This is a genomic window from Streptomyces sp. NPDC002076, assembly GCF_053593835.1.
Genome location: NZ_JBSFDI010000011.1, coordinates 84183 through 104807 on the forward strand (window position 1 = coordinate 84183; position 20625 = coordinate 104807).

A 20625-nucleotide genomic window follows, 5' to 3' on the forward strand; every position below is an offset into this window, starting at 1 on the left:
AGCTGTCCCGTCGACATTTTCCATGTCGTCAAGGAGGGCCTGGTCCGGGGGGCCAGGGGTCATGGCCGGTTACCGCAAGGCCGCGGGTCCGCGGGCGCTGTGGCGCCCGCGGACCCGGGTGTCGAGCAAGCGGATCGGATCAGTAGGAGAACTGCTGGATCTGGCTTCCGTCGCCTGCGTACGTCCAGCCCGTCCGGGTCGCCGGGTCGAGCTGCATGACGCGCTCGCGGTGTGTTTCGAGCCGGCCGTTCCAGGAGCCGTACAGGGGGTACTCGACGCCGGTCACCGTACCCACCGTGTTGCCTGTCTTCAGGTCGACGACGGCGATACGTCCGGTGGCGTTGTTGTCGGTGAAGCCGTACTGCTGGAAGCCGCCCATGGGCTTCAGGTCCGGGAACCGGAAGGCGAGCAACGCCAGCTGGTGCTCCCCGTCGACGGCGAGCGCGAGGGGCGTCTGAGCCGTTCCGACGTTCACCGGGTCACCGCCGCCGAGCTGCCCGAGGTATCCGGTGCCGGCGAAGTTGACGCTGTAGGAGTGGTACCACGTTTCGTAGAGGTTGCCCTTCTGGTCGGCGGCGAGGTCCCCGGCGCAGGGGATACCGCCTTGGCTCTGGGTGACCGTCCCGGTGTCCAGGTTGACCGCTGCCATCGTGCCGGAGCCGATCGATGCCACGCAGTTGATGGTGGTGCCGGTCTTCTGCGCGGAAAAGAGGCCGGTCGACTCGTCCACGTCCAGCAGGCCGTACGACGTTCTCCCGTCCGGAGTGGGGTCGAGCTGGAGCGGGGTGCCCATTGCGCCGGTTGCCGTGTCCACGGGCAGGACGAAGCCCGCCCGGTCGCTCGAACGGTGGGCGAGCACCGCTGCGCGGTGGCGCTTGGCGTCCACCCGCCCGCCCGTCACGACGTACTGGTCATCGACCCGGACGGGGCTGCCGACCGCGTCGCCGGTGCCCGTGTCGTACGTCTCGAGCCACTGCTCGCCGGTGGTCGTCTGCTTGTGCAGGACCAACGCGTGCTGGGCGGAGTCGACGCCGAACACCTCGTAGATGGAGCCGTACGTGGGGTCGCTCGTCAGCTCGCGGCCATAGGTTCCGGTGGCGGCGTCGTAGTCGTACACCGAGCCTTCGCCGGTGGGGCTTTCGACCGCCGCGACGGACGTGCCGCCGGGGACGATCGCGAAGTCGGTCAGGTTCGTGCCGTCGGGGGCCATTCCGTCGTCGTAGGCCAGCAGGGACGTCGGCGAGGCCTGCCCGACTGTTCTGCCGTGCTGGTCGACTGCGAACACCCGCAGGTCGTAGGCGATCGAGGAAGGGAGCTTGAGCGCGAGGGCGTCGAGGTCCGCCGTGCCTCGCGTGCCCGCGAGCGAGCGGTCGAGCGTGGCCGGGCTGTCCACCCCGTTGTGGTCACGGATGGTGCCGTTCTGGTTGCTGACCATGTTGTAGGAGTTGTACATGTTCGGTCCGGGTGCGGAGAACTCCAGCAGCGTGCCGGTGGCACCCTTGACCCGCGACACGTCGTAGTGCACCGAGAATCGCGGCGCAGCCCGGTTCACCTCCAGCAGGTGACCGAACTCCTCGGATCCCTTCGCAGCCAGGGTCGGCGCCGTCGGGCGTTGCGACGGGTCACCGCCGTCGACCCGGACCGAGGCGAACTCGCCGTACACCGGGCCGCGCTTGGCGCCGCCCGCGGGGTTCTGGAGGACACCGATGCCGTAGATGCCGCCGCCGGCGGAGAAGGCGTCGGCCGGGACGGTGACGGTGCCGCGCAGTCCCGTCAGCGGGGCGGTGTGGACGGCGGAGAAGATGGGCGCCGACGCGGGGTTCCAGTGGCCGACCCGCGACACGACCAGTTGGGGCGAGCTGACGTTCCGCACGCCGGTCAGGTCGTAGCGCACCTGTACGGAGTGCCCCGCCTCGACCACGGGCTGGACCACCGGGGCGAGTGCTTCGGCGTAGCCGCCGTCGGTGGGGCCGAAGGTCAGCTGGTGAGTGGTGGAGGTCAGCACCTCGTTGCCGTGGCGCACCTCGAAAGTGAGCGGGACCTGACGGTCCGTCGCGGAGACGACCGGAAGTCCGGCGGCGGCCAGCAGCTGCGTGGGGGTGAGCCGGATCGCCGGCACAGCGGAGGTGAACTCATGGTTCTTGATGCGCAGCGCGTAGCTCACGCCGTCCCGGTCGCTCAGGCCGGTGACATCGGCGCCGATGGTCACCGGTCCCACCAGGCCCTCACCGGTGGCGCCGGCGCCCGTGCCCGGTCCGGCCAGGTCGATGTACCCGGGGTCGGTGGCCTCCAGGTAGGAGCCACCGAGCCCGCCGATGGTCTGGCGATGCGCCACGGAGAGCCGGACGATCCGGGGCGTGCCCGTCACATGGCTGCCGTGCGCCTTGGCCAGGACCGCCTGCACCGCGGCGGTGACGTCGAGCTGCGGACCGACGTGCAGCGGCTGGTCGATCTGCGGCGCGGTCGGTACGGCCCGGCCGGTGCGCTCCAGCAGCGAACGGACGTCCTGGGGCGACGGGTGCTGCCCGGTCAGCCGGGAGGCCTGCAGCACGACCGCCACGGCGGCCGCGATCTCGGGTGCGGAGGCCGAAGTGCCTCCGCTGAGGACCTCCGCCACCGACTGCGCGGTCTGGCCTCGGTGCTCGAAGGCGGGGATGCCGTCACTGGGCGCCGAGACGTCGATCCGGGTGCCGAATCCCGAGGAAAAGATCCCGGAGCCGTTGAGCCTGGTGGTCGCCCAGGTCCCGTTGCCCGACGCGGCTGCGCCGTTCTGCGGGGGCACGGCCAGTGTGTCGTCGGTCGTGGTGCCGCCCGCGGCGATCGCGCCGGAGTCCAGGACCTTGCTGGGTGTGGTTGACAGCTGGTCGTCGTCGATCCTGGTGGTGTCGGCAGCCTTGCGCGTCACGTCGGTCGGGGTGCTGCCGCCGTCGGGGCCGACGGCCGCGTTGGTGAACAGCCGGGTCCCGTCGTTCGACGAGACCACCATGGTGATGCCGTACTGCTGCACGATCGACGCGATCACGGACTGCTGGACCGGGTCGTCCTCCAGGTAGCGTCCGGCGACCCCGAAAGCGTCGGTGCCGTAGCCCAGGCTGGCGGTGATCACATCGGGCCGCGGCTGTTGCCGGGCGGCAGCCAGCAGAGCCACCGCGATCTGACTGAACGTCGGCTGCTGCGGGACGACGAGCCGGTAGTCGGCCCCCGGGGCGATGCCCAGCAGGTCCGAGTTCCCGCTGCCCTGCATGCCCGGACGCTGCAGGTCGTGCGGAAGCGGCGCCATCACGGAGAAGTCCAGCAGCACCTCACCCAGCGCTGAGTCCTGCCCCCGGGTCGAGCCGGTCGGGTCGAGCGCGCCGGTCGCGTCCGCGGTGTAGGTGGGGATCAGGGGCATCGTGGGGATGTCCAGGTATCGCCGGCCGTTCTGGACGACGGTCGTCGGCCCCGCGGGGCCGAGGTCCGGCGTCGACGCGTCTGTGAGGTCGCCCACCGAGACGTTGGTGATGGTCTCACCGGCGCCGGGCAGTTGCTGGAACTGCTGCTTCAGCAGGCTGTAGGCGCCTGTCGCGTCGACGCCGCCGGCGTTGAGGAAGCTCTGCAGCGAGGTGCCGAGAGCCGCGTTGCCGGGCACACCGTCGGTGCCGGTCGCACCGCTGTCCTGCTCCCTCGCCGACGAGTCGGCCTTCCCCGCGGTGGCGCCGACTGAGGAGGGCAGCGGCACGGCGCCGGTGTTCATGGGGGAGACGGTCCGGTCGGGCTCGGCGTAGACGACCCCGGGTGCGGCGGCCAGCGCGTGGGCGGCAGCCGAGGCGTCGCCGCCGGCCAGCTGGACGACCTGGACCTTGGACAGGTCGATCGCAGCGGATCCCAGCTTCGCCCGGGCGGCTGAGTGCAGTTGCCGGGCCTGGGCGGCGGTGAGACCCGGCACCAGCGGCCGCATGGAGACGGCGTGAGACCGGTGGAGTGCGGAGTTGACCGCGGTGTCCGAGGTCAGCGGGGTGCGGACCTGCAAACTGCGGTTCTTGCCCAGCGACTTGCCGGTCACGTGAGTGGCCGAGCCGAGCACCACAAGAACCTGGTGCGGGCCGTTCTTCGCCGCCTGCGCGGGCATGGGCTGCTGGAACGAGCGCCACGGACCGAGCGCCGAGGACCCGGGTATGCCGGGCAACGCGCTCCCCGAAGCCGTACCTTTCGCACCGGAATCGACCGCAGAGGTCTGCGCTCCGGTGGCCGACGCGTACTGCTCGGGTGCGGCGAGCAGTACGGCCGCACTGGCTATGGCGAGGCCGCGAGCCAACGCTCGTCTCCGCCGTTTCATGGGCACTCCACTTCTTGCAAGCGAACTCGGGGAAAGCAAAGACAAGGCGCTGCCCCCGAACAGCGCCCACGCTGCGGGGAATCTTTCAACCTGGAAAAGCCGCCACAAGATGAGCAGGGTGGCGGACTTCTGCCAACCGGCAGGAAGTCGCCACCACCATGGCGCCGACAAGGGCGGAGACCGCGGGGCCGACCACATGTCCCACCGGAGCCGCTGCGGCAGCCGTCAGAGTGATCACCGCAGTCGATGCGACGTGGAGGCGGCCCTCGCCGTTACGACGTCCACCGGTGAGCAGCACCCGCCATCAGGACGGCCGCAATGGCTCCAGCGGTGACCCCCAGCGACCAGGCGGCGGCGACAGCCACGGCCAACGCAGTGCCCACGCCCAGGAACTGTTGCTGCCCCGGTAACCACAAGGCGATGAGCCGCCATGTGAGCACCGCCGCGGTCAGGGTCTTCACGCCACGGCGCAGGACGTACTCACCCCTGAGCGCGCACCGCGCCGACGGCCCGGGTGTCATCGGCGTTCAGCGTGCCGGGTCGGGATCGGCGGCGGCGAGCGACTGCTCCGTGGCTCGCTCGAGCACGTCCGGGACGTCCGACGGGGGCAGCAGGGCGCAGGCCCAGCTCCACCGGGAAATGTCGGCTGTACCGCCGTTCCCCACCGTGAAGCCGTCTTTCGACGGCGTAGCGGCCGTTGTCGATCTGCAGCCGGATCGTGCGCCGCCCGGGCGCCGCGAGCTGCGCGCCGAGGGCCGCCGGCAGGGCGTACCCGACGGAGGCCCACAGCGGCCGGCCGATGAACGTCGCCCCGGCCGCTAGCCGCATCACCTGCGCTCCGAAGAGCGAGGTGCCCAGCTCGACGACCGCTGTCTCGCCCGGCCTCGGGAAGCTCTGGATCGCCGGCCAGAGCGTCGCGTGGCGCAGAGCTTCCGCACCGCCGAGGGACTCCAGGCCGCGGCCCGAATGCACAACCTCGCCCTCTTGATCACGGCCTTGTGCGTAACACCCCTTCAGGGCGAGCCAGGAAGGGGTGCCTGCCAGGCATCTGCCCTGGTCAGGCGCCCATTTCCTGCGTCTAGAAGAAGCCCAGCTTCTTCGGTGAGTACGACACCAGCAGGTTCTTCGTCTGCTGATAGTGCTCCAGCATCATCTTGTGCGTCTCCCGGCCGATACCGGACTGCTTGTAGCCGCCGAACGCAGCGTGCGCGGGGTAGGCGTGGTAGCAGTTGGTCCACACCCGGCCCGCCTGGATCGCGCGCCCTGCGCGGTAGGCGGTGTTGGCGTCCCGGGTCCACACACCCGCGCCGAGGCCGTACAGCGTGTCGTTGGCGGTCTTGATGGCGTCGTCGAAGTCGTCGAAGGAGGCCACCGAGACCACCGGGCCGAAGATCTCCTCCTGGAAGATCCGCATGCGGTTGTCGCCCTCGAAGATCGTCGGCTGGACGTAGTAGCCGCCCTTCAGCTCGCCGTCGTACTCGATGCGCTCACCGCCGGTGAGGACCTTCGCGCCCTCCTGCCGGCCGATGTCCAGATAGGAGAGGATCTTCTCCAGCTGGTCGTTGGAGGCCTGGGCGCCGATCATCGTGTCGGTGTCGAGCGGGTGGCCCGGCTTGATCTGCCGGGTGCGTTCGACCGCCGCCTGGAGGAACTCCGTGTAGTGACCGCGCTGGATCAGCGCCCGGGACGGGCACGTGCAGACCTCGCCCTGGTTGAGCGCGAACATGGTGAAACCCTCGAGCGCCTTGTCGCGGAAGTCGTCGTCGTGGGCCCACACGTCGTCGAAGAAGATGTTGGGTGACTTGCCGCCGAGCTCCAGGGTGACGGGCTTGATGTTCTCCGAGGCGTACTGCATGATCAGCCGCCCGGTCGTGGTCTCCCCGGTGAACGCCACCTTCGCCACGCGCGGGCTGGACGCCAGCGGCTTGCCCGCCTCCACCCCGAAGCCGTTGACGATGTTCAGCACACCCGGCGGCAGCAGGTCCGCGATCAGGCTGACCCAGTAGTGGATCGAGGCCGGGGTCTGCTCGGCCGGCTTGAGGACGACCGCGTTGCCCGCGGCGAGCGCCGGCGCGAGCTTCCACGCCGCCATGAGAATCGGGAAGTTCCACGGGATGATCTGCGCGACGACCCCGAGCGGCTCATGGAAGTGGTACGCCACCGTGTCGTCGTCGATCTCGCCCAGCGACCCCTCCTGCGCCCGGATCGCGCCCGCGAAGTATCGGAAGTGGTCGATCGCCAGCGGGATGTCGGCCGCCAGCGTCTCGCGGACCGGCTTGCCGTTCTCCCAGCTCTCCGCCACCGCGAGGGCTTCGAGGTTCGCCGCCATGCGGTCGGCGATCTTCAGCAGGATGTCGCTGCGCTCCGCCACCGGCGTACGGCCCCACGCCGGCGCGGCCTCGTGCGCCGCGTCCAGCGCCCGCTCGACGTCCTCCGCGGTGCCGCGCGCTATCTCGGTGAACGGCTGTCCGTTGACCGGCGACGGGTTCTCGAAGTACTGCCCGCGCAGCGGCGGCACGTATTCCCCGCCGATGAAGTGGTCGTAGCGCGCCTGGTAGGAGACGATCGCGCCTTCGGTGCCCGGCGCCGCGTAACGAGTCATGCTGGTCTGCCTCCCGGTGCAGCGCTGCCCGCCGTTGGGCAGCTCTCGGGCGCGAGGCTAGGCGGGCGGACGTTGCAACCACGTTGCGCCGCGGGCCTGCCCCCGCGTCCGGCCGGCCGGTGCCGTCAGCTCGGCCTCCAGCGCGGCGAGCCGCGATCGCACCGGCGCGCTGGGCCGCACCGCGGCCAGCGCCCGCCACACCTCCAGGTCGTCCTCGCCCCAGGGCGCGTGCACCCAGTCCGCCAGCAGGTCCGGGTCGCGGTGCGCGACGAGTGCCGTCCGCAGCTCAGCGGCGAGGCGGTCCCGCAGCCGTACGATCGCCGGCGCCTGCGAACCGGGCAGCAACGGACCGCTGTACGCCTCCGCCGCCGCCGTGACCGTGCCCGCCCTGAGCCGCCGCTCCACCACGGTGACGTCCGACTCGACCGTGGCCGTCAGCCGGTACGGCCGCGAGGCGAGCAGACCCGAACCCAACAGCCTGCGCAGCCGGGCCAGTTCGGCACGCAGGGTCACCGGCGTCACCGACTCGTCCGCGTACAGCGCGCACAGCAGCTCGTCACCGCTCAGCCCCTCGGGATGCCGGGCCAGCAGCACGAGGATCTCGCTGTGCCGACGGCTGAGCCGGATCCGGCTGCCGTCCAGCACGAACTCCGCCTCGTCCCGGCCCAGCGCGCCGAGCAACGGCGTGTCCACCGCGCTCCCCGGTGGTTCCAGTAGCGCGAGCTGCGCCTCCGCTGCCCGCGCCACCGCCTGCACGAACCCGAGACTGTGCGGATGCGCCAGCCCGTCCCCGCCGGTGATGTCCACGGCGCCCAGGACCCGCCCGGTACGCGGATCGTGCACCGGTGCCGCCGCGCACGTCCACGGCTGGACGCGCCGTATGAAGTGCTCCGCGGCGAACACCTGCACCGGCCGGTCCACGGCGACCGCGGTCCCCGGGGCGTTGGTGCCGACCGCGCTCTCCGACCAGCGTGCCCCCGGCACGAAGTTCATGCCGTCCGCCCGGCGCCGGGTCGCCGGGTGCCCCTCCACCCACAGCAGCCTGCCGTGCGCGTCGCACACCGCCAGCAGATGCTCGCCGTCGGCGGCGAACGTGCCGAGCAGCTCCCGGAACAGCGGCATCACCCTCGCCAGCGGGTGCTCCGCCCGGTATGCGCCGAGGTCGCCGTCGGTCAGCTCCACGCTGGCGGTGCCGTCCGGCCCGACACCGGCCCGAGCGCTGCGCCGCCACGACTCCGCCACCACCGAGCGCACCGGACGCGGCACCGTGCCCGCCGTGGTGAACGTCTCGTGCGCCCGGCGCAGCACACGGACCCGCTCGGCGGGGTCGGCCCCCGGCTCCAGGGCCACCCACGGATCGGTCAACCCGGCCTCCCCGGACGGTGAAACAGTGACATCGGTCCCGCGACCATCGTCTTCCGGCTAGGCGAAGTTGACCAGCCTCAGGTAGCGCACCCAGTCCCAGTACGGACCCGGATCGGTGTGGTCGGTGCCGGGCACCTGGTAGTGGCCGATGATGTGCTCCCTGTCCTTCGGGATGCCGTACTTGTCGCAGATCGCCGCCGTGAGCCGCGCCGACTGCTCATAGAGGGCGTTGGTGAAGTAGGCCGGCTGGTCCACCCAGCCTTCGTGCTCGATGCCGATGCTGCGCATGTTGTAGTCCCAGTTGCCCGCGTGCCAGGCGATGTCGGCCTCGTGCACGCACTGGGCGACGTGCCCGTCCGCCGAGCGGACCAGATAGTGCGCGGACACTTTCTTCTGCGGGTTGGCGAAGATCGCCAGGGTGTTGGAGTACGTCTCCTGCGTGACATGGATGATCACGCGATCGATCGGGTAGCTGCCGGGGCGGTCGGACGCGGTGTAGTTGGAGGGGCTCGCCGACTGCCACTCGGCGGGCGGGTAGTCGACGGTCTCGGACTGCGCACCGGCGCGTGGGTCGGGGAGCAGCGCATAGGGGACGGCGGCGAGCGCCGCACCCTTCAGCAGGAGTCGTCTGCTCAGGCGGGGCCTGGCCTGGCTCGCCGGGTGCAGCGGTTCTCTTCGCCGGGTAGGTCCGGCCAGGTCCATGTCCATGTCCATCGGCGGGTGCCTTTCGGGGTGTGGGGGGTTTCCGGAGTTGTGGGGGAGTGGGGGCGCCGCAAGCCGGGGGCGCGCCTTCGGGGACGTGGTCGCTGTCAGCCGCGCAGGGTCCGCGCGGTTTCTCGCAGGCGCGCGTGCACGCCCCGGTATGTCTCGCGGGCCGGCAGCCATTCCTTGCGGAGCTTGGCCACGCACGTGTAGTTCGTGTCGCACACGTTGGCCAACGGGGATTCGACCGCCTGGGTTGCGAATTGGTACGCGTCCGGCTCACTGAACCCGTAGTCACGGGCCAGCCACTGCACCAGGTCCAGCTGCGATATCCGGAACGCGTCCTCCAGCGGGCGGGCCGAGCCGGTCGAGATGATGTGGGTGTCCGACTCCAGCCGGGGCCACGGCGTGGCGACATCCTTGAGAAGTTCGACGACCACCACGGTGTTCATCGCGCACTCCACGGCCACGCCGCAGGTCTCGCCCTCGCCCTGCCGGGCGTGCCCGTCGCCGAGGCTGAGCAGGGCACCCTCGACGTTGACGCCCAGGTAGCAGGTGACGCCTGCCCGCATCTCAGGTGTGTCCATGTTCCCGCCGTGCGCGTCCGGCACCAGGGCCGAGCGCACCTCGAGATTGGCGGGGGCCACGCCCACCGTGCCGTGCATGGGGTCCATGGGCAGCGCCACCTCGATGTCGCTGTCCTGCGCCTGGAAGAGGGCGGTGCGCCGCGCCCGGTCCAGCTGCCAGATCCAGACGCGTTCCGGCAGTGGGGGCTGCAGGGTTGCAGTGGTGTGCGTGGAGGTGAGCGCGCCGAAGAGCGGGACCGTCGTCGACGCCGCCCAGTCGCGGGCCGGTTCGATCGACACGAAGTGCACGGCCACCGTGTCGCCGGGCTCGGCGCCCTCGATATGGAAGGGGCCGGTCTGCGGATTCAGGAACGGGAACTCGCAGACCTCGGAGACGAGATCCTTCTCGGAGCGCACCCGGCCGGCGAAGCAGTCCTCCGTGTACAGGTCGAGAACCGTGCCGGGCGCGATCCGCGCCACGGGCGGTGCGCCGCCGAACGTCCAGGGTAGTCGTCCGGTTCCGGGCGCACGGTGAGGATCCGGGGGTCGGCCATCGTGGAGGTGGTCCCTTCTGACGGGAGCGTTCGTGGGGAAGGGGGCTTGCGCAGGCCGACGGGGTGGCTCTGCGTACGGCACCGGCGGGTCAGCGGGGTACGGTCCCGTTCTGCCGGGGACCGGCCGTGTCGTACGTGTCGAGGTGCACCCGAGCGGTCTCGGCTATGCGCTCTGGGTGCCGCCGTATCAGCAGGAGCAGCACCACCACTCCGGCCACCATCCAGACGCCGACGATCGGGCCGGCGTAGGACACCGGGGCCGTCAGTTCGGTGACGAAGTCGAAGACCGGGAGGCCTGCGGCCGTCAGCAGCGCGGGGACGAAGGCCGTGATGCCGAGCACCGGGAACAGCAGATGCCGTACCGGCTTGAGAGCGGCCCGGCCGGCCCGCAGGAAGTAGCCGGTGCAGGAGAGGTTCACGACGATGTACACACCGACGACGACCGTGACGATCACTGTGGCGAGCAACAGGAACGCGGTCACGGGGTCGTAGCCGAAACCGAGTCCCAGGACCGCCCCGACCGCCACGAGGGCCTGCAGTGCGATCCCGGCCACGGGGGAGCGGCGCCGGGGGTGGAGCGTGGCGAGCAGACGGGGCAGGACCCGGATACGGGCCAGGGCGAACGCCGTACGGGTCGACACGTTGGCGCACGCGTTGGCGTTGGCGATCGTGGAGTTGATCACCGCCAGGAAGACCAGCACCCAGAAGAGGCCGAAGGAGGCCCGGGCGACACCGTCCCAGGAGGCCGCGCCGGAGGCGCCGAACTTCGCGAAGCGGTCCGGGCCGAAGTAGACGGTCATCGCATAGGTCGTGATCACATAGAACAGGCCGATGCCCAGGGCCGCTCCGAGGACCGCGCGGTGCATCGTCCGCCGGGGATCGCGTGTCTCCTCGGCGAGCGGCGCCGCCGCCTCGAACCCCGCGAACGCCAGCACCGTGTACACGGACCCGGCGAACACCCCACTGATCCCCGCGTAACCGTCGGCGGTGTGCGAAGTGCCGAACACCGACAGGGTGTTGGCGTCGCCCGCCTTGCCGATGAGCAGGACCGCGAACACCAGGAAGACGAGGATCTCGAAGACGCCGAGGGCGGTGCCGAAGCGGGCCGAGGCCCGGACGCCCAGGTAACCGGCGACGGCGATGATGCCGGCGCCCGCCAGGGACCACGGCCACCACAGGTCCGCCGGATACGAGGACCATTCCTCGTGCAGCGTGCCCGCCGCCGTGAAGCCCAGTTGGAGCAGCAGCAGCGTGGGCACCAGCATCTCCACGAAGACGTAACCCCAGCCGACGAGAAACCCGACCGCGGGGTGCAGCCCCCGCGCCGCATAGGTGGACACCGAGCCCGCGGCCGGCAGCTCCCGGGCGAGCTCGGCCACGCACGACGCGGTGAACAGACAGGCCACCAGGGCGATCAGCACCGCCAGCGGCAGGCTGCCGCCCGCGAAGGCGGCACCGGCCGGGATCGACGCGGCGACGGCGGCCGCCGGCGCCATCGCCGTGACGCTCTGGAACAGCACCTCGCGCAGCCCGACGGCGTCGCGCCGCAGCGCCCCGGTCCTCTCCTCGTGCATGTGTGTCCCCCGATGCCTGTCAGCCCACTGTCACCCGAACGTGTGTGAAATACCGTGAACCGTTCGGCACGCCGACGACCTGACGAGCCGTCGGCTGTGCCTCGCGTGAATCACGGTACGGCGCGGGCGGGTTGGGCAGAAGAGCGCACACCACATCCGTGGAGAGGCCTCCACTTGTGGAAAACCCCGCCACCCGAGCGAGTGAACACCGGCAGCCGCGACGCCCCGATTCCGGGCGGCGTGGGAGCCCCCGGCGTCGGTCCGGGCCGTCAGAGACGTTCCGCGACCACCGCCGGATCGTCCAGCACAGCCCGGACGACCGAGTGCGCCGCCCCCAGCAGGGGGCCCTCGGGGCCCAGCCGGGAGACCGCCACCGGGCAGGGCGGGCCTGCCGTGCGGCTCGTCAGCTCCGTCTCCAGGGACGGCAGCAGCCAGGGGGAGAGGCCGGCCAGAGCACCGCCCAGGACCACCGTCTCGGGGTCGAGGAGGTTGACCGCCCCGGTGAGGGCGATACCGAGCGCCGTACCGGCCTCCCGCAGGGCCGCCCGTACGCCGGCGTCGCCCTGCTCGGCGCGCCCCGCGAGCAGGCCCACCAGGTCCTCGCGCGGCTCCAGCCCCGCAGCGCGCCGCACCGCCTCCTCGCCCGCGTACTGCTCCAGGCAGCCCCGGCCGCCGCACGGACAGGGCGGCCCGTCCGGCCGTACCGGTACATGACCCAGCTCGCCCGCGAAGCCGCGGGTGCCGCGCAGCAGTCCGCCGTCCACGACGACCGCGGCGCCGATGCCGATCTCGGCCGACACGTGCAGGAAGTCACGCGGGGTGCCGTCGCCGAGCCACAACTCGGCGAGCGCACCGAAGTTGGCCTCGTTGTCCACGGCCAGCGGCCATATCTCGGGCAGCAGGGCGCCGAGGTCGGCGTCGTGCCAGTCGAGGTTCGGGGCACGTACGACGGTACGGCCGTCCCGTGCCACGAGTCCGGGTACGGCGACCGCGAGCCCGGCGGGCCAGAGGGCCTCCCGTTCCGCCTCGGCGATGACCCGGTGCACCAACTCGGTCAGTTCCTCGACCACCGGTCCGGGCGCCCGGCCCCGGTTCGCGCCGTGCCGCAGGGCCCGCGCCCGGACCGCCCCGCGCAGATCGACCGCGCACACCGCGAGGTGATCGACGCCGATCTCGGCCCCGATCCCGGCCGGACCGCGGCCGCTCACCGCGAGCGCCGACCCGGGCCGGCCCACCCGGCCCGGCCGCTCCGGACCCAGTTCCTCCAGCAGACCCCACCGGATCAGCTCGTCCACCAGCGTCGACACGGCCGCCCGCGTCAGCCCGATGCGCGAGGCGACCGCGGCCCGCGACAGCGAACCCTCCGCACTGACGGCGTGCATCACACGGGCCAGGTTGCGCCGGCGCATGCCCTGCTGGGTGTCCGGCAGGACGCGGCCGGCGCCCGGCGGACGGGCCTCGTGCAGGGGTGCGGTCATGCCTGAACTCAGTCCTCGGTGTCTGCCGCCCGGCTCATGCCTGCGGCGTGGTCTTGGTCCCCCGCTCCAGCAGCGGGGCCGCGTCGGAGAGTACCCCGGTGATCCGCTCCAGCGTCTCCTGGTCCCGCTCCACGGCGTCCAGCACCGGTCCTGCGGCCGTGTTCCAACGGCGGGCCACGGCGCCAGGGTCCTCGCCGGTCAGCAGGCCGGCGGCCTGTGCCGCGGCCCCGAGGGCGACCAGTTCCCGGGCCTCGGGGACCTGGACCGGCCGCCCGGACAGTCGCCGTACCGTCTGCTGCCAGGCCCGCCCGCGTGCACCGCCACCGATCAGCAGCAGCGGGGTGCTGCGGTCCGCGTCCTCGTCCAGGACCAGGTCGAGCGCCCCGAGCAGCGCGTGCACGGCGCCGTCGTACGCGGCCTGCAGCAGCTGCCCGGCGGTCGTGTCGTGGCGCAGGCCGTGCAGCAGGCCGGAGGCGTTCGGCAGGTTGGGGGTGCGCTCGCCGTCCAGGTACGGCAGCAGGGTCACGGCGCCGCCGGGCGCCACGGCCTCGCGGTCCAGGCCTAGCAGCGTCGCGACGCGGTCCACGGCGAGCGTGCAGTTCAGGGTGCAGGCCAGGGGCAGCCAGTCCCCGTGCGCGTCGGCGAACCCCGCCACCGTGCCGGTCGGATCGGCCGGACGGTGCCGGGAGACGGCGTACACCGTGCCGGACGTGCCGAGGCTGAGCACCGGGGTACCGGGCCGCAGGCCGAGACCGAGCGCCGCAGCCGCGTTGTCGCCGGTTCCCGGGGCGACCAGCGTGCCCTTGGAGAACGGCAGGTCATGGCTGTCCCGTACGGTGCCGGCGACCTCGCCCGGCCGCACCACCCGGGGCAGCAGCGCCGGGTCGAGACCGACGTGCGCCAGGGTCTCCGCGTCGTACGCCTCCGTGCCGGACGCCCACCAGCCGGTGCCGGACGCGTCGCCGCGGTCAGTGGTGCCCTGCCCGGTCAGGCGCTCGGTGAGGTAGTCGTGGGGGAGCCGCACTGCCCTGGTCGCGCGGACCGACTCCGGCTCGTGCTCGGCCAGCCATGCCCACTTGGTGACCGTGAAGGACGCCCCGGGCACGCTGCCCGTGCGTTCCGCCCAGGCCTTCGGACCGCCCAGTTCCTCCACCAGCCGGCGGGCCTGCGGCGCCGAGCGGACGTCGTTCCACAGCAGCGCCGGACGCACCGGCTCGCCCCGCTCGTCCAGGGTGACCAGGCCGTGCTGCTGGCCGCCGATGGACACTGCGGCCGCCTCGTGCGCCGCGTCACCGCACTGGCGCAATGCCTCGCACAGCGCATCCCACCACTGACGCGGGTCGCTCTCGCGGCCCGCGCCGGCGGACACGGTGTGCGGTGCCTGGCCGCTCGCCACCACCTGGCCGGTGGCCGCGTCGACGACCAGTGCCTTCGTGGACTGGGTGGATGTGTCCACGCCGACGACGAGCGGACCCTCGGCTGCTGACATCGGGCTCTCCCTTTTCCGCGACGTTCCGCGATTTCCGTGACTTTCCGCGACTCTGCGGGACAAAGACATCTTGTCTCTTCCCAGAGGCGCGAGCGCATACTAATTTGTAAACGGCCATGACGAAATAGTCGCAACGCAGCAAGGAGCCGCGGCATGAGCTACCAGCCCACCCCCGAGGACAGGTTCACCTTCGGCCTGTGGACCGTCGGCTGGCAGGGAAGGGATCCGTTCGGCGACGCCACCCGCCGCGCCCTGGACCCGGTCGAGACGGTGCAGCGCCTGGCCGAGCTGGGTGCTTACGGGGTGACCTTCCACGACGACGACCTGATCCCGTTCGGGTCGTCGGAGACCGAGCGCGAGTCGCACATCAAACGGTTCCGCCAGGCCCTGGACGCCTCAGGCATGACCGTGCCGATGGCCACCACCAACCTGTTCACGCACCCCGTGTTCAAGGACGGCGCGTTCACCGCCAACGACCGCGACGTGCGCCGCTACGCACTGCGCAAGACCATCCGCAACATCGACCTCGCCGTCGAGCTCGGTGCGAAGACGTACGTCGCCTGGGGCGGCCGCGAGGGAGCCGAATCGGGCGCCGCCAAGGACGTGCGCGCAGCGCTGGACCGGATGAAGGAGGCCTTCGATCTGCTCGGCGAGTACGTCACCGCGCAGGGTTACGACCTGAAGTTCGCGATCGAGCCGAAGCCGAACGAGCCGCGCGGCGACATCCTGCTTCCCACCGTCGGCCACGCGCTCGCCTTCATCGAGCGCCTGGAGCGCCCCGAACTGTACGGCGTCAACCCCGAGGTGGGCCATGAGCAGATGGCGGGCCTGAACTTCCCGCACGGCATCGCGCAGGCGTTGTGGGCGGGCAAGCTGTTCCACATCGACCTCAACGGCCAGTCCGGCATCAAGTACGACCAGGACCTGCGGTTCGGTGCCGGTGACCTGCGGGCGGCGTTCTGGCTGGTCGACCTGCTGGAGAGCGCCGGCTACGACGGCCCGCGGCACTTCGACTTCAAGCCCCCGCGGACCGAGGACCTCGACGGGGTGTGGGCCTCGGCGGCCGGCTGCATGCGCAACTACCTCATCCTCAAGGAGCGCGCCGCGGCCTTCCGCGCCGACCCGGAGGTCCAGGAGGCGCTGCGTGCCTCGCGGCTGGACCAGCTGGCCCAGCCGACCGCGGCCGACGGCCTGGAGGCGCTGCTCGCGGACAGTTCGGCCTTCGAGGACTTCGACGTCGAGGCCGCTGCCGCGCGCGGCATGGCGTTCGAGCGGCTCGACCAGCTCGCGATGGACCACCTGCTGGGCGCGCGAGGCTGAACGCGCGAAAGGCCGGGGTGCGGTACGTGCCGCACCCCGGCCCGCCGTCAGTCCACTTTCCGGACTGTCCGGTCGGGGAACCTCACAGTGTCTCGGGCAGCCGGACGTACACGACGCTCGTCTTGATCCCGCTGTCGACCAGTCGGCCTTGCGCGTCGAAAGCGCCTGGGCCGTCGGTCATCCCGAAGTCGTTGTCGTTGATCAGGGCGAGCGTGTCGTGGTCCACGCGCGCGATGCCCTCGATCTTCCGCTGCACGCCGTCGACCTTGTTCAGGTCGACCACGAGCCGCTTGTCCAGCACCGGCACACCCTCAGCCGCCGGATCGCCCAGCTGCTCCAGTGACGGCGAGGTCGTGTCGGCGTCCCAGGGTCCGCCGAGAATGCTCGACTTGCGCCCCAGCCGGACGAGTTGCAGCCGGGCCGCCTTGTCCGTGCGCTCCTCGATGATCAGCCGGTCACCGCCCACGGCGACTATGGAGGAGATCTTCAGTTCGGAGGTGTCGTCCTCGCTCGGGTCGAGCACGTTCACCGGGTCGAACCGGTAGGCGTACTCGGCGGTGACGGCCTTCTCGCGCGGCGAGAAGCGCAACAGCCGCGTGGTGCGCGAGGCGTCCCCGGCGTCCGCGTCCGGCAGCGACAGCGGGCTCTGCAGGGCCATTACCAGATCACCGTCGGGAAGCTGCGCCAGCCCCTCGAACCCCCGGTTGATCTTGCGGTGCAGGAAGATCGACGGCAGCGCCTCCACCACCGGGTAGTCGGCGCCCGTCAGGCCGAGCCCCTTGGGTACGTACCGGGTGAGCACCTCCCCGCGCGCGGAGACGTGGATCAGCGAGGGGCCGTACTCGTCGACGAGCCAGAACGTCCCGTCGGGGGCGCGCACGATGCCCTCGGTGTCGAGCCCGTTCGGGTTGTACGAGAGCGGCGTCTTCGCGTCGTAGGTGTACGGCGCCTCGTCGCGGCCCTGCTGATCGGGCAGCCCGGTGACGGCCTTCCCGGATGAGGTGGTCAGCGGGATCGCGTCCACGACCTGGACCGTGTCTCCGCAGACCCGGATCTTCACGATCGCGGGGTCGAATCCCGGCACCGGGAAGGTGCGGCGCTTCTTGCCGTCCACCTTGATCTGCCCGTTGGGCCCGCGGTCGGTCACCGTCCAGTACTCGCCCTTGCGCCCCGCCGGATAGATGTCACTGCCGATGCCGCCGAGCTTCACCCCGTGATCGTCGTCGACGCTGCCGGGAAGCAGTGCGTTGCTGAACGCGCCGAGCGGGATCTCGCCGAGCGTCGCGGTGCGGATGACGCGGGCGTCGCGGGACGGCGCAGCCGTGGCCGTTCCCGCGGCCACGAGAGCGGCCGTCAGGGCCAGGGGCAGGCCCATGGCGACAGAACGGTGGACGCGGCGTCGGCCGGCATCATGCGAGGACATCGGGCCTCCTGGGAACAACTTCATTGACAGCGGCCAGAGTTGGGCCCCATGAGGAACGCCGTACGACCGCGGAGTGAACGGCCGGCGTCGGCCGCTCATCGGAACACGGTGGTTTGTGATGACGGTGTGTCAGGAAGCGTATGAATCCTCCGATTCGGCGCCGAGCCGTGCCGCCGCCAGTGCCGTCGCCGGATCACCGTCCGGCCCGCCCGCAGGAACCCACTGACCGGCTTCGTCGCGACACGGCCACCAGCGGCCGTCCCGGCCGAGGCGTAGCCGGACCCCTTCGCCCGGAACCGTCCGCCGATTGCCGTGTGCGTCGAACGCCGGCCGCTCGTCCTCCTCCCCGGCAGCTTCGAGCGACGCACACGCGCGTGCGAGCAACACGACCTCCACCTGCCACTCCTCGTCGAGCACGGTCAGCGCCGCCACACCCCCGGCACGCCAGGCGCGGACAGCCGTCGCCAGCCCCTCGCGACCGCGGCCCGACCTCTCCGCGAGCCGCTCGGTGACGGCCCCGGAGGGCGCTTCGCACGCGAGCCGCACGGCGTCCTCGCCGGACGTCAGAGCAGTGCCGTCCCAAGGATCCGAGCGGAGGACCTCCGCCATGAGCCGGTAGGCCTCCACCGCGGTGCGGCCCTCGAGGTTCTCCAGCGCCAGCGAGTCGACGCCGGGCGCCGGTGCCGTCCCGGCGGCGAGGGACGGCGGCGTCCCGGCGTCTGCGGGAGACCCGGCAGCTCGGGCAACGGAGGCAGGATGTCGCCGGCCGCCCACGCCTCCGCCGTACAGCACGCCGAAGGACGCCCCGGCATACTGGCGTGATGATCCGGGCCACTTCACAATCTGTTCGAGCGGTGGCCGGCGATCGTGGCACTCACGGGCACGACATGCTGGGAACTCCTCCGCTCAGGAGCACGATGGGGCAGGGAGTGCTGTCACGGTCCTGTCCGGTGCGCGCGAGGCCGCGCATCGGTTCACGACGGCGGCGAACCTCATCCACTAGGGGTGGGGCTCAGGGATGTCTCAGGGGCGAGTTCTGGAACCGCGGCGAGCGGGGGGCCGTTTTCAGAGCAGAGAGCGGCAGTGGCCGCGAAGGAGGCGACGCTCATGTCCAACAACGCGAAGATCGCCGTCGGGGGTGTGGCGGTCGGTCTGATCCTGCTGATCTGGCTGCCCTGGTGGGTGGCGTTCCTGATCGTGGTCGGGGTGCCGGTGGCCGCGTATCTGGCGCTGGACCCGTCACAGCGGCGCAGGCTCCGCAGGGTCACACGCAAGGAACTCGGCCGCTGACGGGACCGCCCGCTCCGCGGACAGAGCCGGTTGCTGGAATGCCTGAGCCGCCGGCTTCCCGCCCACGGAGGCCGTCAGGAGGCGAGCAGAGCTGACTGCGGGAGCCGGACGGCCTCGGGGCGCGCCCGGCCCCCGGGGCAGCGCTGGGTACGTGCCCGGGGGCTCGCAGCGCGCGGCCACCAGGGTTCAGCACTGGCCGCACGGCCGTCGCGGAACACGGCGGGGTGGGCGGCGTTCTCGGCCGCCTCAGGTCCGCGCGTCGGCTTGGCCATGCGCCCGGCGGGGCCGCGGTGATCGTCCGGGCTCGGGTCCTGGCGTGGGTGGTGCGGTCGTGGTCCCGCCGGGTCGCGTGGGCGGTGCGGTCGTCGGGGTCGTGCGGTGGTGGTCCGGCCTCCGGTCGCCGCCCGGGCCGCGCGGTCGTCGAGCCTCGGGCGGCGGCGGGCCTGCGGTCGTCCGGCCCCGGATGGTGCGCTTGCCGCCGCTTGTGGCACTTCGAGCGGCGACCGTATGCGCGGCAGGCGGCAGGCCGTGAGGAGGCCTCGGCCGTCAGGTGGTGGGTCGTAGGGGCGCTCCGGCTCCCGCCGTGCCGGTCCCGCCGCCGTCCGGCCTCAGATGGGCCGTACGGCCATCTTGTCGAGTGCCTCCAGCAGGCCGGGCAGCTCGGGGCCCCGGCCCACGGGTAGGACCTCGCCGGGCTCGTCGTCGAGCAGGACGAAGGCGATGTCGTCGGTGCGGGCCACGATCGACCAGCCCGGGCCGTCCGCGCGCAGCGTACGGGCGTCACCGGGCGCGAACGACGAGCGCACCCGGCCGAGCGGCGGCGGCGACTCGACGTAGGCGCGAGCCTCCGCGAGCACGCGCCTGATTCCCCGGTGGCCGCCCTGCGGCACGCCCTGGCCGCCCTCCGGCGACAACTCCTCGGCCTTCGGCTCGCCGGGCTTCTCCCGCCCGGCCGGCTCCGCCTGCCCGTCCGGCATGGAGAATTCCTCGTCATTGATCTGATCCCGCCACGACGCCCACTGCAGGGCTATCTCGTCGGCGCCCAGGCGGCGCTGGGCCGGTCCCCAGGTGCTGGTGTCCGGCGGGCTCAGCGCGGGCCGGTTCGCCACCTCGGGATCGGGGTCGTGCGGGGCGGGGACACCGGGAGCCGCGACGGCGACCGCCAGCGGCCAGCCCGGCAGAGCGGCCACGACCGCGCGCTCGTCCGGGGACAGCTCGTACTCCATACCGCAGTCCCAGGACGCGATCGCCACGGCGACCAGCGAGACGTCGTCGATCACGACCGTCCAGCGCGCACCGTCGCCGTCCTGGCCCAGCACCAGGCCGTACCCGTCGGCGAGGGGGGCGAGTCCCAGCGCCGCACACGCCTCCGGATAGTCGTCGCCCAGCACGCTCGGAAACTGCGCCGGCGTCAGCAGCACTGCCGTCAGCACGTACAGCGCATCGTCTCCGGCGGCGACGGCCTCCTCGTCGGTTCCGGCCATCCCTGCCTCCCAGTGGTTCGTCCAACGGCGCGCACCCTAGTGCGAGCGGAAGCCGCTTGTCACGACTGCTCACACCACGCGGACCTGCAGGTTTCCGCCTGGACGGGGGCGAAACGACCACGGCGCACGGGGAGCTTCCGCTCAGCCCGTGCGCAGCCCGAGGAGATCACGTGCCACCGCCGCGGGCGACTCGTCGCGGTCCCGGGCCAACGCGAGGACGGCGCGGCAGGCGAGTTCGCTCACCCCGAACGACAGCGCCTCCGGCGACACCCAGGCCGCCGCCTCCTCGATCCGGTCCTGATCGTCCTCCGCACGCGCCACGACGTACGTGGCCGCCGCTTCGAACAAGTTGTGCGCGCGTCCCTCCCGAGCGCCTGTCGGCTGCGGGTACGTGGAGGTGCGGAGTCTGGCGGCGTACTTGCGTATCGGACCGAACACGCGGACCACCCTCCCCCCGAACGGG

The 20625-nt window shown here is 71.8% G+C and carries 14 protein-coding genes and 1 pseudogene; 2 read left to right on the plus strand and 13 right to left on the minus strand.

What is annotated here, in order from left to right; genetic code table 11:
- Positions 1 to 139 precede the first annotated feature (139 nt).
- The 9 genes and pseudogenes from ACWCQS_RS23635 to xylB form a co-directional block, all read right to left on the minus strand.
- Entirely contained in the window at positions 140 to 4315 is a 4176-nt protein-coding gene (locus ACWCQS_RS23635; RefSeq protein WP_451006280.1) for a S8 family serine peptidase, read from the minus strand.
- A gap of 480 nt (positions 4316 to 4795) precedes the next feature.
- Positions 4796 to 5287, minus strand: a complete 492-nt coding sequence (locus ACWCQS_RS23640) for a thiamine pyrophosphate-dependent enzyme (RefSeq protein ID WP_451006281.1) — start codon at positions 5285 to 5287, stop codon at positions 4796 to 4798.
- 106 nt (positions 5288 to 5393) lie between these two features.
- Positions 5394 to 6917 (minus strand): aldehyde dehydrogenase, encoded by a 1524-nt coding sequence (adh, locus tag ACWCQS_RS23645; protein ID WP_451006282.1) that lies wholly within the window; start codon positions 6915 to 6917, stop codon positions 5394 to 5396.
- Positions 6918 to 6974: 57 nt separating this feature from the next.
- The gene (locus ACWCQS_RS23650; protein WP_451006283.1) at positions 6975 to 8282 is read right to left on the minus strand and encodes a GAF domain-containing protein; all 1308 of its coding nucleotides are present in this window, start codon (positions 8280 to 8282) and stop codon (positions 6975 to 6977) included.
- Between the two features lie 57 nt (positions 8283 to 8339).
- Positions 8340 to 8990: an N-acetylmuramoyl-L-alanine amidase gene (locus tag ACWCQS_RS23655; protein ID WP_451006454.1), complete on the minus strand. Its 651-nt coding sequence runs from the start codon at positions 8988 to 8990 to the stop codon at positions 8340 to 8342.
- Positions 8991 to 9091: 101 nt separating this feature from the next.
- A pseudogene (locus ACWCQS_RS23660) lies at positions 9092 to 10104 on the minus strand (acetamidase/formamidase family protein).
- Between the two features lie 89 nt (positions 10105 to 10193).
- A complete protein-coding gene (locus tag ACWCQS_RS23665) occupies positions 10194 to 11678 on the minus strand; it encodes an APC family permease (RefSeq protein ID WP_451006284.1) in 1485 nt (494 codons plus the stop codon).
- A gap of 269 nt (positions 11679 to 11947) precedes the next feature.
- Positions 11948 to 13156, minus strand: a complete 1209-nt coding sequence (locus ACWCQS_RS23670) for an ROK family protein (RefSeq protein WP_451006285.1) — start codon at positions 13154 to 13156, stop codon at positions 11948 to 11950.
- 34 nt (positions 13157 to 13190) lie between these two features.
- Positions 13191 to 14645 (minus strand): xylulokinase, encoded by a 1455-nt coding sequence (gene xylB, locus ACWCQS_RS23675; protein ID WP_451006286.1) that lies wholly within the window; start codon positions 14643 to 14645, stop codon positions 13191 to 13193.
- 153 nt (positions 14646 to 14798) lie between these two features.
- On the opposite strand from xylB, the gene xylA reads away from it, so the two are divergent.
- Positions 14799 to 15965, plus strand: a complete 1167-nt coding sequence (xylA, locus tag ACWCQS_RS23680; protein WP_451006287.1) for a xylose isomerase — start codon at positions 14799 to 14801, stop codon at positions 15963 to 15965.
- An 82-nt stretch (positions 15966 to 16047) separates the two neighbouring features.
- On the opposite strand, the gene ACWCQS_RS23685 is transcribed toward xylA, so the two are convergent.
- Entirely contained in the window at positions 16048 to 17388 is a 1341-nt protein-coding gene (locus ACWCQS_RS23685) for an esterase-like activity of phytase family protein (protein WP_451006288.1), read from the minus strand.
- A 129-nt stretch (positions 17389 to 17517) separates the two neighbouring features.
- Positions 17518 to 17997 carry a hypothetical protein gene (locus ACWCQS_RS23690; RefSeq protein WP_451006289.1) on the minus strand — a complete coding sequence of 160 codons (480 nt, stop codon included), beginning with the start codon at positions 17995 to 17997 and terminating at the stop codon, positions 17518 to 17520.
- Positions 17998 to 18495: 498 nt separating this feature from the next.
- On the opposite strand from ACWCQS_RS23690, the gene ACWCQS_RS23695 reads away from it, so the two are divergent.
- The gene (locus tag ACWCQS_RS23695; RefSeq protein WP_031226809.1) at positions 18496 to 18678 is read left to right on the plus strand and encodes a hypothetical protein; all 183 of its coding nucleotides are present in this window, start codon (positions 18496 to 18498) and stop codon (positions 18676 to 18678) included.
- 608 nt (positions 18679 to 19286) lie between these two features.
- Here ACWCQS_RS23695 and ACWCQS_RS23700 read toward each other — a convergent pair.
- Together ACWCQS_RS23700 and ACWCQS_RS23705 are read right to left on the minus strand one after the other, a co-directional pair.
- Positions 19287 to 20162, minus strand: a complete 876-nt coding sequence (locus tag ACWCQS_RS23700) for a hypothetical protein (RefSeq protein WP_451006290.1) — start codon at positions 20160 to 20162, stop codon at positions 19287 to 19289.
- 141 nt (positions 20163 to 20303) lie between these two features.
- Positions 20304 to 20600, minus strand: a complete 297-nt coding sequence (locus tag ACWCQS_RS23705) for a hypothetical protein (protein ID WP_451006291.1) — start codon at positions 20598 to 20600, stop codon at positions 20304 to 20306.
- Positions 20601 to 20625 lie beyond the last annotated feature (25 nt).